Origin of the sequence: Qipengyuania seohaensis, assembly GCF_002795865.1 — a bacterium.
Lineage (GTDB): Bacteria > Pseudomonadota > Alphaproteobacteria > Sphingomonadales > Sphingomonadaceae > Qipengyuania > Qipengyuania seohaensis.
This window is the reverse complement of the sequence record NZ_CP024920.1, coordinates 871174-883207: the sequence shown is the minus strand read 5'-3', so window position 1 is coordinate 883207 and position 12034 is coordinate 871174. Positions and strand designations below refer to the sequence as shown.

The following is a 12034-nucleotide window of genomic DNA, read 5'->3' as shown; positions in this document are numbered from 1 at the left end:
AGGACGAATCCTGCATTCATTCTGTCATATATCGCTACTTGTGAGCGTTCACAACATACAATATGAACGTTCACAACATCCGTGGCAGACTGGCAACAGCTGCCCTTTGGTGGCATGGAGTTTCAATGGCTATCGAACATATCGTCATCGTCGGGGGCGGAACTGCTGGCTGGATGGCTGGCGCCGCCCTTTCGCGCATCCGCGAAGGCCGGCAACTGAAGATCACGCTCATCGAATCCGAGCAAATCGGAACGGTCGGTGTGGGCGAGGCGACCATTCCCCCATTCGTCGAATTCAACCAGGCGCTCGAGATCGACGAGCGCGAGATGCTTTCGGCCACGCAGGGTACATTCAAGCTGGGGATCCAGTTCAGCAACTGGGGGCAGGTCGGCGAAAGCTACATCCACCCTTTCGGGAATTACGGATACGATCTCGGCGGCATCAATTTTCACCAGGTCTGGCACGCACTGCGTCAGCGCGGTGACAAGAGGCCGTTGCAGGCCTTCAACCTAGAGACGATGGCGGCCTACTTCGGACGTTTCTCGCGGACGCAGGACTACAGTAGCGAAGACCTGCCTCCGATGAATTACGCCTATCACATCGACGCGTCGCGCTATGCCGGTTTCCTGCGCCAATATGCCGAGAAGCGCGGGGTCGTGCGGCAGGAAGGGCGCGTGGACGATGTTTCGCTGCATGCCGAAAGCGGCTTCGTTAAATCGGTTACCCTCCAGAGCGGCCAGGCGATCGAGGGCGATTTTTTCGTCGACTGTTCCGGCTTTCGCGGCCTGCTGATCGAGCAGGCGCTCGAGACCGGCTATGAAGATTGGACGCATCTGCTGCCATGCGATCGCGCGGTGGCACTGCCCTGCAACCGCGACGACGGGTCTCCGCCTCCGCCATTCACCAAGGCGACTGCGCATTCGGCAGGCTGGCAGTGGCAGGTCCCGCTCCAGCACCGCAACGGTAACGGACACGTCTATTGCAGCGAATTCATGTCGGATGACGAAGCGCACGACATCCTGGTCAAGAACCTCGCCGGCAAGCCGACGGCGGAACCCAATTTCCTGCGCTTCGTCACGGGGCGGCGAAAGAAGTTCTGGAACAAGAACGTTGTCTCCATCGGTCTCGCATCCGGCTTCATGGAGCCGCTGGAATCTACCTCGATCCATCTCATCAACACAGGCGTGAACAAGCTGATTGCCTTGCTGTCGCTCGATGGCGTCAACGAGGCGCAGATCAGCACCTACAACCGGATCACCCGCAAGGAATACGAGCGGATCCGCGACTTCCTGGTGCTGCACTACAACGCTACGCGCCGGAACGATTCTCCCTTCTGGGATCATGTTCGCACCATGGAAGTGCCGGATACGCTCACCGAAAAAGTCGAGATATTCAAGGCGAACGGCCAAGTCCTGCGTGAGGAAGACGAGCTTTTCACCACCACCAGCTGGGCGGCAGTCATGATGGGGCAGGGAATTTCGATGGAAGGCAACAGCCCGATGGCCGACAATGTCGCAACCCAAATGGCGGGCGAAGTCGACGAGATGGAAAAATCCATCCGCTGGCTGGTGGAAAGAATGCCGGGTCACGGCCAATACATCCAGAAATACGGTCCGGCTCCGGCGTAATCCTTGCCCTTGGCCACGGCGCGGGTTAGCGCTCACCGGCAATGTTCGACCCGCAGGCTTTCCGCAGCGCACTCGGCTCTTTCGTAACCGGCGTCACCATCGTGACGACGCGGGGCGAGGACGGGCGCCCAATCGGACTGACGGCGAACAGTTTCAACTCGGTCAGCCTCGACCCGCCGATGGTCCTGTGGAGCCTGTCGCTGCATTCCGGCAGCCTGCCGGTATTCCGCGAAGCGAAGAGCTGGGCGGTGCATGTGCTTGCCGCGGACCAGCAATCCATGTCGGACCGCTTCGCCCAGCCGGGGCAGGACAAGTTCGAAGGTCTCGCCGCCGAGGACGGGCCGGAAGGCGCGCCGCTGATAGAAGGCTACGCCGCGCGTTTCGGATGCCGTGCGCGGTTCGAATACGAAGGCGGCGACCATGCGATTTTCCTTGGCGAAGTGGTCGATTTCGAGCGGCGCGATGCAGAGCCGCTGATCTACCATTCGGGCAGCTACGGCCGCCTCATGCGCTCGCCCACCGGGGAAGACCTCGAACACGAAGGATTGGCCGAGAAAACTTCCAGCGGTCTTGCCCTTACGGAACGCGGGAATGAACTGATGGAAGCGTTGCAGCGCCTGTCGAAGCGCTAGACTCGACACAATTGCCCCGATACCGGTTGCGAAAAGCAACCAGCAGGAGAGGCAGCCATCATGAAAACACGCATCACCGAAATGTTCGGCATCGAGCACCCGATCATCCAGGGCGGCATGCATTACGTCGGCTTTGCGGAAATGGCGGCGGCGGTTTCCAATGCGGGCGGGCTCGGCATCATCACTGCGTTAACTCAGGGCACGCCCGAAAAGCTGGCGAATGAAATCGCGCGCTGCAAGGACATGACCGACAAGCCGATCGGCGTGAACCTGACCTTCCTGCCGACGGTCAATGCGCCCGACTATCCGGGCCTCGTGCGCACGATTATCGAAGGCGGCGTGAAGATCGTGGAGACGGCCGGCAACAATCCGGCGCAGGTCCTGCCCTTCTTCAAGGATGCGGGCGTCAAGGTGATCCACAAATGCACCAGCGTGCGCCACAGCCTCAAAGCCCAGTCCATCGGCTGCGACGCGGTCAGCGTCGACGGCTTCGAGTGCGGCGGCCACCCGGGCGAAGACGACATCCCGAACATGATCCTGCTCCCGCGTGCGGCGGACGAGCTGGAAATTCCCTTCGTCGCCAGCGGCGGCCAGGCCGATGCGCGCAGCCTCGTCGCCAGCCTCGCCATGGGCGCGGACGGCATCAACATGGGCACCCGCTTCATCGCCACCAAGGAAGCGCCGGTGCACGAGAACGTGAAGAAGGCGATCGTCGCAGCGAGCGAGCTCGACACGCGCCTCGTCATGCGTCCGCTGCGCAATACCGAACGCGTGATGACGAACGATGCGGTCGAGGAACTGCTCGAAATCGAAAAGCAGAAGGGCGATGACCTGAAATTCGAGGACATCATCGAACAGGTCGCGGGCGTCTACCCGCGGATCATGACCGAAGGCGACATGGACGCAGGCGCATGGTCGTGCGGCATGGTGGCCGGGCTCATCAACGACATTCCGACCTGCAAGGAACTGATCGACGGCATCATGGCCGATGCGGACAAGATCATCCGCCAGCGCCTTGCCGGTTTCATCGACGCGTAGGAGCAGTCGCCATGCTCGATACCGCCAGGCGCTTCGCCTATAACGAAGACCACGAGGCCTTTCGCGACACGGTTCGCCGGGTCTTTGCCGAGCACATGACCCCCTTCCTCGACAAGCACGAGGAAGAGGGAATCGTCGGGCGTGAAGCATGGAAGGCGTTGGGCGAGGCAGGAATGCTGTGCCCCACGGTCGCAGAAGAGAACGGCGGCCTCGGCCTCGATTTCGGCTTCAACTGCGTGATCGCCGAAGAACTGAGCTATCTCGGCTCGTCCGCCGGCTTTACCCTGCAAAACGATATCACCGTCAATTACTTCGAACGGCTCGGCACGGACGAGCAGCAGAAGAAGTACCTGCCCGGCATGGTGTCCGGCGACATCATCACCGCCATCGCCATGACCGAACCGGGCGCGGGCTCCGACCTGCAGGGTGTGCGCACCACCGCGGTCCTCGACGGCGACGAATGGGTCATCAACGGCTCGAAGACCTACATCACCAACGGCCAGAACGCCGATGTCGTAATCGTGGTCGCCAAGACCGATCCGTCGCAGGGCGCCAAGGGCACTTCGCTGATCCTCGTGGATGCCGGTACTCCCGGTTTCGAGCGCGGGCGCAATCTCGACAAGATCGGCCAGCACGCAGCCGATACCTCGGAACTGTTCTTCCAGGACTGCCGCGTGCCCAAGGACAATCTGCTCGGCGGGGAAGGGCGCGGCTTTATCCATTTGATGGAGGAACTGCCGCAGGAACGCCTGTCGATTGCCGTCGGTGCACAGGCCGGTGCCCAGCGCGCCTTCGACGAAGCGGTCGCCTTCACCAAGGACCGCAAGGCGTTCGGCAGGACGGTGTTCGAATTCCAGAACACCAAGTTCGTGCTCGCCGATTTAGCCGCCAAATTGCAGGTGGGCTGGGCGCATCTCGACTGGGCAATCCTGCGCCATCTCGAAGGCAAGCTCACCACGGACGAGGCGAGCGCTGCGAAGCTTTGGCATACCGACCTTCAATGGGAATGCTGCGACCAGGCCCTGCAACTGCATGGCGGCGCCGGCTACATGAACGAATATCCCATCGCCCGCCTGTGGCGCGACGCCCGCGTCCAGCGCATCTATGGCGGCACGAACGAAATCATGAAGGAAGTCGTCAGCCGCGCGATCTGAGGAGAATAGCATGACCGACCCGCTGGATTTTTCAGGCAAGAGTGTCCTCGTGATCGGGGGGACGAGCGGGATCGGCAACGGTATCGCGCACGGCTTTCGCGATCACGGTGCCGATGTCCACGTGACCGGCACGCGCGCCAAGGCGGATGATTATGCAGAGGCCGACGGCAGCGTGATGGAAGGGCTGACCTTCCACTCGCTCGACGTCAGCGACCGCGATGCCGTGGACACTTTCGAATGGCCCGAACGGCTGGACGTGGTGGTGCTGTGCCAGGGCATCGCCCGCTACAATCGCGAGGAATTCACCCGCGAAGGGTGGGATGCGGTGATGGCGGTCAATCTCGACTCCCTGCTCGACTGCGCCAATGCGGTGCGCATGAAGCTGGCCGATACGGGCGGCTCGCTGCTCATTGTCAGTTCGATCGGCGGCTATCGCGGATTGATCGGCAATCCCGCCTATGGTGCCAGCAAGGCGGCCGCGATCAGCATGGTCAAGTCGCTTGGAGTTGCATTCGCTGCCGAGGGTATCCGCGTAAACGGTATCGCGCCGGGCTATGTGCACACGAAGATCAACGATGCCTTCCTCGGGAACGAGAAGTTCCGCGATGCCACCATCGCGAGCACGCCGCGTGGCCGACTGGGGCTGCCGCAAGACATGGCGGGTGTCGCTCTGTTCCTCTCCTCGCCGCTTGCGGATTATGTCGTCGGCCAGACGATCAGCGTGGACGGCGGGTTGTCGCTGGCCTGATCGCGCACGCGCTTCGCCTTTCCTACTTGTTCTTCAAATGGCAATCGGGATGAGTGGCAAAGGGTGAAAGGGGACATCGAGGTGTCAACCGGTCGGAGTGTTGAAAATCCGTTTTAAACCAAAGACTAAGGGCCGATTTGCAAAGGCGACACACTGTCGCCTTCGTCACCCGGCAAGGATGTGAACATGGAATACGTCAATCTTGGCCGGTCAGGCCTCAAGGTCTCCCGCCTCTGCCTCGGATGCATGAGCTATGGCGATACCAGCAGGGGCTGGCATGGCGATTGGGTACTGTCCGAGAAGGAGAGCCGCCCCTTCATCCGCGAGGCGGTGGAGGCGGGGATCAATTTCTTCGACACGGCCAACATGTATTCGATGGGCGCGTCCGAAGAGGTGGTTGGCAGGCTGCTGCCGGAATTCGCCAAGCGTGACGAGATCGTCGTGGCGACCAAGGCCTTCCTGCCGTGGCGGCAGGCGCCGAATGCCGGCGGGCTTTCACGCAAGAGCCTGATGCAGGCGATCGACGACAGCCTCGACCGGCTGGGCATGGACTATGTCGATCTCTACCAGATCCATCGCTGGGACGAGAGCACGCCGATCGAGGAAACAATGGAGGCGCTGCACGACATCGTGAAGTCGGGCAAGGCGCGCTACATCGGTGCATCGTCCATGGCGGCATGGCAATTCGCCAAGGCACAGGAGGTGGCGCGCGCGAATGGCTGGACGCCCTTCATTTCGATGCAGAACCACGTGAACCTCCTCTACCGCGAAGAAGAACGCGAGATGATCCCGCTGTGCCGGGATCAGGGCGTCGGCATCATTCCGTGGTCGCCGCTGGCGCGCGGCAAGCTCGCTAGGTCGTGGGACGAAAGCACCGTCCGCAGCGAAACCGATGGTTTCGGCAAGATGCTCTACACGCAGAATGTCGATGCGGACCGCGCCATTGTCGAGGCTGTCGGCAGGATCGCGGAGGCGCGCGGCGTGTCACGGGCGACCGTGGCGCTCGCCTGGCATTTCGCGGTCGACGGGATTACCGCGCCGATCATCGGGGCGACCAAGGACGGCCACATCTCAGCGGCGGTGGCGGCCATGTCGCTCGACCTGACGCAGGAAGAGGTTGAAAGCCTCGAAAATCCCTACACGCCAAAAACGCCTGTTGGCGTCGCCTCGACCGCTCCGCGAAACTGGTCACTGACCCTCAAGGGCAAATAAAAGTCCCGCCCGGCGCTTTGCGGAACCGGGCGGGACAGTCGGCACTGGGTGCGAAGGGGATACAACGCTCACGGCAGTGCCGGGAGCTTGGCGCTAGCCGGGCAGGAAGACGCTATCCGTGACGTGGATGACGCCATTGGTGGTCTTCACGTCCGCCTGGATGACTTCGGCTTCACGGCCGGCGGCATCGGTGACCACGATTGCGCTGCCATCGAAGCTGGCAGTCAGCGTTTCGCCAGCCAGCGTTTCGAATTCATAGCTGCCGCCTGACTGGCGGATGGCCTGCGACAGGCGCGCCGCCGGGATGCGGCCGGCCACCACGTGATAAGTCAGGATGGTAGTCAGCGTGTCGCGGTTTTCGGGAAGCAACAGGCTTTCGACTGTGCCGTCAGGCAGTTCGCCGAATGCGTCGTCGGTCGGCGCGAAGACGGTGTAGGGTCCGGGCGACGACAGGGTCTCGACGAGGCCTGCGGTGTCGACGGCGGTAACCAGCGTTTCGTGGATGCCGGTGCTCATCGCGGCTTCGACGATGTTGGGCTGCGATTTCTTTTCGCCGTGATTATGGGCGAGGGCCGGCGCGCCGGCGACAAGGGCGAAACCGCCCATGGCCAGGACCGATGCTGCAGCTGCGGCTTTGACTTTCGTGCTAATAGGCAAGGAAACTCTCCGAATTTTCTGCCCGTCCAGTGACATAAGCGGTCGGGACAGGTGACGTTCCGGAGAAACGGCTAAATTCTGCGGTTTTCTAGACGCAGAAATTCGATCTCTGTGACCGTGTTTTCTCGATCTGGATCGTTACGTGATGAATTCTGTGGTGATGTTCCAGCTCGCCCGCGACTTCGGAGAGGAATCCATCGCCCGGATGGCCGCCCGGCATAATCAGATGCGCTGTAAGGGCGGTCTCTGTGGTCGACATCGGCCAGATATGAAGATCGTGGACGGCCTCCACCCCGTCGAGCTCGGCAAGGTAACCACGCACGGCCTTCTCTGAAACGCCTTTCGGCACCGCCAGCAGACTCATCGCGACGCTGTCCTTTAGCAGCCCCCACGTGCCCCAGGCGATCACCGCCACGATGAGCAGGCTCACCGCAGGATCGACCCAAAGGGCGCCGGTAAAGAGGATGGCGATTCCGGCGAGGACGACGCCCAGGCTCACCAGCGCGTCAGCTGCCATGTGCAGGAACGCGCCGCGGATGTTCAGGTCGTGCTCTCGCCCGCGCAGGAAGAGAAGCGCCGTGCCGGTGTTGATGGCGATGCCGATACCCGCGACGATGACCATGGTCATGCCCTGGACCGGCTGGGGATTGGAAATGCGATGCGCGGTCTCGAATGCGATGGCGCCGATCGCGATCAGCAGCAGTGCCGCATTGGCGAGAGCTGCGAGAATGGTCGAGCTCTTGTAGCCATAAGTGAACCGCTCGTTCGGGGGGCGCTTGGCAGCGACGCTGGCCCCCCAGGCCAGGAGCAGCGCCAACACGTCGGAAAGATTGTGACCGGCATCTGCGATCAGCGCCATCGAGCCGGAGATCCAGCCGTACACCGCCTCGACTATGACGAAGCCGGTATTGAGGATTATGCCGATCAGGAATGCGCGGCCGAAATCCTTCGGCGCATGGGAATGCCCATGCCCGGAATGATCGTGGTCATGCCCGCCTGCGTGATCGTGGCTGTGGCCGATGCCCAAGTGCCGGTGCCTTCCTTGCGTTTCTTCCTGCCCTCAGACCATCACTGGCCTCGAAAGGCAAACATTACAGCGAGATATCCTGCCAGCAGGAAGACGCTATTCGTAAATGCAGCTGTCGAGCCCGTCTCGCGCCACCACGCCAATGCGCGCCGAAATGGTGTTGCCGTGCCTGCGCAGCCAGCCGCCGGGATTTGTCACGGAGCGCTCCTGCGGCAGCGGAAGGGCAGCGGCCATGCGTGCTGCCTCAAGCGGCGTGAGGCTCGCCGCCGACTTACGGAAATAACGCTGCGCTCCCGCTTCGGCGCCGTAAGTGCCGATGCCGGTCTCCGCGACGTTCAGGTAGACTTCCATGATCCTGCGCTTGTCCCAGATGTTCTCGATCAGGACAGTGAACCAGGCTTCCAGCCCTTTGCGAAAGTAGCCTCCGCCTTGCCACAGGAATACGTTTTTCGCGGTCTGCTGGCTGATCGTCGATCCGCCGCGGATACGGCCACCCTGTGCGTTCCGTTCGATCGCTTTCTCGATTGCTTCCCGGTCGAAGCCGTCATGCGTGCAGAACTTGCCGTCTTCCGCCGCGATTACCGCGCGCACCAGGTTCCGGTCGATGTTCGACAGGGGCTCCCAATCCTTGGTGATCCCGTCACCGTTCATCACCATCGTTGCAGTTACCGGCACGGGTACGAATTTGAACGTCAGGACAAGCAGAAGGCTGAGCGCGACGAAGCCGAGCAGGAATTTGAACAGGAAGCGGACGAGAAAACGCATGGATTGCCCTTGGATATAAAAACGGCGCGAGGAAAGCCCCGCGCCGTTTCGATGTCATTTCTTCCTGCCTTAGGCAGCGCCCGGCAAAAGCCTTTCGCCAGCGATCGCCTTCATCGCTTTCTGCAGCTTTTCGAAAGCCCGGACCTCGATCTGGCGGATGCGTTCGCGGCTGACAGAATAGACCTGGCTCAGCTCCTCGAGCGTCTGCGGATTGTCCGTCAAACGACGCTCGGTAAGGATGTGTTTTTCGCGGTCGTTGAGGCTGTCCATCGCTTCCACGAGCATTTCGTGGCGGACTTCCTTTTCTTCCGCGTCGGCAACCGTCTCGTCCTGCAGCGGACGATCGTCGGTAAGCCAGTCGAGCCATTCGCCCGAGCCTTCTTCGCCGTTGCGCATGGAGACGTTGAGCGACCCGTCGCCGCCCATCATCATCCGGCGGTTCATGTTGATCACTTCCTGCTCGGGCACGCCGAGGTCGGTCGCAATCTTGTTCACATCGTCGGGATGAAGGTCCGTATCCTCGTAGGCGTCGAGGTTTTTCTTCATGCGGCGCAGGTTGAAGAAGAGCTTCTTCTGCGCGGCCGTTGTACCCATTTTTACGAGCGACCAGCTGCGCAGGATGTATTCCTGGATGCTGGCCTTGATCCACCACATCGCATAGGTCGCGAGGCGGAAGCCGCGGTCGGCTTCGAACTTCTTGACGCCCTGCATGAGGCCGACGTTACCTTCGGAAATCAGATCGGAAACCGGCAGGCCATAGCCGCGGTAACCCATCGCGATTTTCGAGACGAGCCGCAGGTGCGACGTCACGAGCTGCGCCGCCGCGTCGGGATCGTCGTGTTCCTCATAGCGCTTCGCGAGCATGTATTCCTGCTCTTGCGTCAGCACCGGGAATTTCTTGATTTCGGATAGATAGCGGTTGAGGCTCTGCTCACCGCCGAGCGCCGGTACGCTCAAAGATTTGGTGTTGCTCACTTATTCCTGACCTTTCTAGCGTCGACCTCGTTTGCCGGACCCCTGATGGGCATCCGGTCTATCGGGCCACTGGGTTACTTATACCGCAATCCGCGGAAAAATGCATCTGTCTTTCGTCGATTTCAACGTGCGGTTTCGTCGATAAGTTCCCGCATATCGGCAGGCAATTCAGCGCGGAAATCCAGGGTTTCACCGCTGATAGGATGTCTGAATCCCAGCCGTGCAGCGTGTAGGGCTTGCCGCTCGAAAAGTAGACCTTCGAGCACGCTTCGCAGGGCCTTAGGAGTTCGCCCGTAGACAGGGTCTCCTAATAGCGCATGACCGATTGATGCGCAGTGAACGCGGACCTGGTGAGTGCGCCCGGTTTCGAGTCGGCATTCGATCAGCGCGCAGTGATCGAGCAGGCGCAGGGTTTCGTAATGCGTCACCGCGTGTTTGCCGCGAGAGGAGGTGTCGGGCAGCACCGCCATCTTCTTCCGGTCCTTGTCGGAGCGTCCGATTCGTCCTGAAACCGTCCCGGCGGGCGGGTTTGGGTGACCCGCGCAAACTGCCAGGTAGCGGCGGGTGATCGAGTGGTCGGCAAACTGCGCGGCGAGGCCTTCGTGAGCGGCATCGGACTTGGCCACGACCAGCAGGCCGCTCGTATCCTTGTCGATCCGATGGACGATGCCGGGCCGTTCGACCCCGTTGATCCCCGACAGCTTACCCCTGCAATGATGTAGCAGCGCGTTGACCAGCGTCCCGTCCTGGTTTCCCGCGGCAGGATGGACGACCATTCCGGCGGGTTTGTCGACGACCAGCAGATCGTCGTCCTCGTAGACGATCACCAGCGGAATGTCCTGCGCCGGTGTATCCAGCGGGGTGGGGGCGGGGAGCGCAATGCGCCAGTTCTCGACCCCCTGAACCTTCGCCGATGCCGAAGTCTTCACGGTCTTGCCGATGGTCACCGCGCCATTCGCGATCAGAGACTTGATCCGTTCCCGCGAAAGGCCGGACGCTTCGGCCAAGGCCTTGTCCAGCCTTCCAGGCGAAGTCAGCACTCCAGTGAGGATTTCCGGCGAAGACATGCTATCGCCATGGGCGATGATGCTCGAACTCTCAAGCCGCCTTGTCGAGGCCATGGTGTCGCAGGCAGCCTCGGCGCATCCGCGCGAATGCTGCGGCGTGTTGCTGGGAGAAGGCGGACGGATCACCGAAGTCCGTCTGGCGACCAACGTTCACCCGCAGCCCGAACGCCACTTCGAGATCGACCCGCAACAGCTCGTCGACGCCCATCGCGATGCCCGCAACGGCGGGCCGGCTGTCCTGGGATACTATCATTCGCACCCCAACGGCCGCGAGAGCCCTTCGGCGGAAGATGCAGCCATGGCGGCAGGCGACGGGGCGGTATGGGCGATAATCGCGTCGGATCGAGTCACCTTTTGGCGGGCAGGGGATGGCGGCTTCACGGCGCTTCCCTATGTGGTTCGCGAACGCTAGAAGACCGCAACCAAATTCCACTCCCGACGGGGCCTTAATGACCGACAGCAATCCCACCGATCTTGCGGCAATGCTTTGCTCGCGCCTTTGCCACGACATGTTGAGCCCGGTGGGGGCCCTGAGCAACGGGCTCGAATTGCTGGCAATGGAAACCGATCCGGAAATGCGCAATAGCGTGATGGAGCTGCTCGAGCAGAGCGCGACGATTTCCACCAATAAGTTGAAATTCTTCCGCCTCGCGTTCGGCGCTGCCGGAGGGTTCGGAGATCGCGTCGACGTGGCAGAGCCGCGCTCGCTGATCGAGGCGCTCGTCGCGGACAAGAACAAGATCGAGATCAACTGGGCGATCGAAACCGCCAACCTTTCCAAGCCTTCCGTCAAAGTCCTGCTCAACTTCGCCCAGATCGCAATCGATGCACTGGTGCGGGGCGGGACGCTGGATGTCGGCGCCGAGGTGCGCGACGGCAATTGCGAAATCGTGGTGCGCGCCACGGGTTCCAAGATCGCCTTCGATGAAACGATCGGCAAGGCAATCGAAGGCAGCCTCCCTTCCTCCGAACTGTCGAGCCGCACTGCCGCTGCGCACATGATCGCCTTGCTCGCAGAGGAATCGGGCGGCGGTCTGCAGTACGCACGCACCGACGAGGCCCTGGTGCTCGGCGCGGTCCTGCCCGAACCCGAAGGTCTGATCGGTTGAGCGCCCAAGGAGGCCCGACCGG

At 61.6% G+C, this 12034-nt stretch carries 13 protein-coding genes; 8 read left to right on the top strand and 5 right to left on the bottom strand.

Going from position 1 to position 12034, the window contains the following annotated elements; translation table 11 throughout:
- The first annotated feature begins 125 nt into the window (after positions 1–125).
- The 6 genes from CVE41_RS04295 to CVE41_RS04270 all read left to right on the top strand — a co-directional run bounded on the left by CVE41_RS04295 (position 126) and on the right by CVE41_RS04270 (position 6412).
- A complete protein-coding gene (locus CVE41_RS04295) occupies positions 126–1628 on the top strand; it encodes a tryptophan halogenase family protein (protein WP_100259539.1) in 1503 nt (500 codons plus the stop codon).
- 41 nt (positions 1629–1669) lie between these two features.
- A complete protein-coding gene (locus tag CVE41_RS04290) occupies positions 1670–2260 on the top strand; it encodes a flavin reductase family protein (RefSeq protein WP_100259538.1) in 591 nt (196 codons plus the stop codon).
- Between the two features lie 60 nt (positions 2261–2320).
- A complete protein-coding gene (locus CVE41_RS04285; protein WP_090480527.1) occupies positions 2321–3298 on the top strand; it encodes an NAD(P)H-dependent flavin oxidoreductase in 978 nt (325 codons plus the stop codon).
- A gap of 11 nt (positions 3299–3309) precedes the next feature.
- A complete protein-coding gene (locus CVE41_RS04280) occupies positions 3310–4452 on the top strand; it encodes an acyl-CoA dehydrogenase family protein (protein ID WP_100259537.1) in 1143 nt (380 codons plus the stop codon).
- Positions 4453–4462: 10 nt separating this feature from the next.
- Positions 4463–5200 carry an SDR family NAD(P)-dependent oxidoreductase gene (locus CVE41_RS04275; protein ID WP_100259536.1) on the top strand — a complete coding sequence of 246 codons (738 nt, stop codon included), beginning with the start codon at positions 4463–4465 and terminating at the stop codon, positions 5198–5200.
- Positions 5201–5386: 186 nt separating this feature from the next.
- Positions 5387–6412 (top strand): aldo/keto reductase, encoded by a 1026-nt coding sequence (locus tag CVE41_RS04270; protein WP_100259535.1) that lies wholly within the window; start codon positions 5387–5389, stop codon positions 6410–6412.
- A gap of 93 nt (positions 6413–6505) precedes the next feature.
- On the opposite strand, the gene CVE41_RS04265 is transcribed toward CVE41_RS04270, so the two are convergent.
- The 5 genes from CVE41_RS04265 to CVE41_RS04245 form a co-directional block, all read right to left on the bottom strand.
- Complete coding sequence (locus CVE41_RS04265; RefSeq protein WP_100259534.1) at positions 6506–7069, bottom strand: fasciclin domain-containing protein; 564 nt, start codon at positions 7067–7069, stop codon at positions 6506–6508.
- Positions 7070–7157: 88 nt separating this feature from the next.
- Positions 7158–8096 carry a cation diffusion facilitator family transporter gene (locus CVE41_RS04260; protein WP_100259533.1) on the bottom strand — a complete coding sequence of 313 codons (939 nt, stop codon included), beginning with the start codon at positions 8094–8096 and terminating at the stop codon, positions 7158–7160.
- A 96-nt stretch (positions 8097–8192) separates the two neighbouring features.
- Positions 8193–8861, bottom strand: coding sequence for a monofunctional biosynthetic peptidoglycan transglycosylase (gene mtgA, locus CVE41_RS04255; RefSeq protein WP_100259532.1), 669 nt, complete (start codon positions 8859–8861; stop codon positions 8193–8195).
- 69 nt (positions 8862–8930) lie between these two features.
- The gene (gene rpoH / locus CVE41_RS04250) at positions 8931–9836 is read right to left on the bottom strand and encodes an RNA polymerase sigma factor RpoH (protein WP_177201865.1); all 906 of its coding nucleotides are present in this window, start codon (positions 9834–9836) and stop codon (positions 8931–8933) included.
- Positions 9837–9958: 122 nt separating this feature from the next.
- Positions 9959–10903, bottom strand: coding sequence for an RluA family pseudouridine synthase (locus tag CVE41_RS04245; RefSeq protein WP_100259531.1), 945 nt, complete (start codon positions 10901–10903; stop codon positions 9959–9961).
- Positions 10904–10919: 16 nt separating this feature from the next.
- Between CVE41_RS04245 and CVE41_RS04240 the strand changes: the two genes are divergently transcribed.
- Both CVE41_RS04240 and CVE41_RS04235 read left to right on the top strand, forming a co-directional pair.
- Positions 10920–11315, top strand: a complete 396-nt coding sequence (locus CVE41_RS04240; protein ID WP_100259530.1) for a Mov34/MPN/PAD-1 family protein — start codon at positions 10920–10922, stop codon at positions 11313–11315.
- A gap of 37 nt (positions 11316–11352) precedes the next feature.
- Positions 11353–12012 (top strand): histidine phosphotransferase family protein, encoded by a 660-nt coding sequence (locus CVE41_RS04235; protein ID WP_100259529.1) that lies wholly within the window; start codon positions 11353–11355, stop codon positions 12010–12012.
- Positions 12013–12034 lie beyond the last annotated feature (22 nt).

Coding starts and splice junctions, on each gene's coding strand:
- CVE41_RS04295 (WP_100259539.1), top strand. CDS start 126: ATGGCTATCGAACATATCGTCATCGTCGGGGGCGGAACTGCTGGCTGG.
- CVE41_RS04290 (WP_100259538.1), top strand. CDS start 1,670: ATGTTCGACCCGCAGGCTTTCCGCAGCGCACTCGGCTCTTTCGTAACC.
- CVE41_RS04285 (WP_090480527.1), top strand. CDS start 2,321: ATGAAAACACGCATCACCGAAATGTTCGGCATCGAGCACCCGATCATC.
- CVE41_RS04280 (WP_100259537.1), top strand. CDS start 3,310: ATGCTCGATACCGCCAGGCGCTTCGCCTATAACGAAGACCACGAGGCC.
- CVE41_RS04275 (WP_100259536.1), top strand. CDS start 4,463: ATGACCGACCCGCTGGATTTTTCAGGCAAGAGTGTCCTCGTGATCGGG.
- CVE41_RS04270 (WP_100259535.1), top strand. CDS start 5,387: ATGGAATACGTCAATCTTGGCCGGTCAGGCCTCAAGGTCTCCCGCCTC.
- mtgA (WP_100259532.1), bottom strand. CDS start 8,861: ATGCGTTTTCTCGTCCGCTTCCTGTTCAAATTCCTGCTCGGCTTCGTC.
- CVE41_RS04245 (WP_100259531.1), bottom strand. CDS start 10,903: ATGTCTTCGCCGGAAATCCTCACTGGAGTGCTGACTTCGCCTGGAAGG.
- CVE41_RS04240 (WP_100259530.1), top strand. CDS start 10,920: ATGATGCTCGAACTCTCAAGCCGCCTTGTCGAGGCCATGGTGTCGCAG.
- CVE41_RS04235 (WP_100259529.1), top strand. CDS start 11,353: ATGACCGACAGCAATCCCACCGATCTTGCGGCAATGCTTTGCTCGCGC.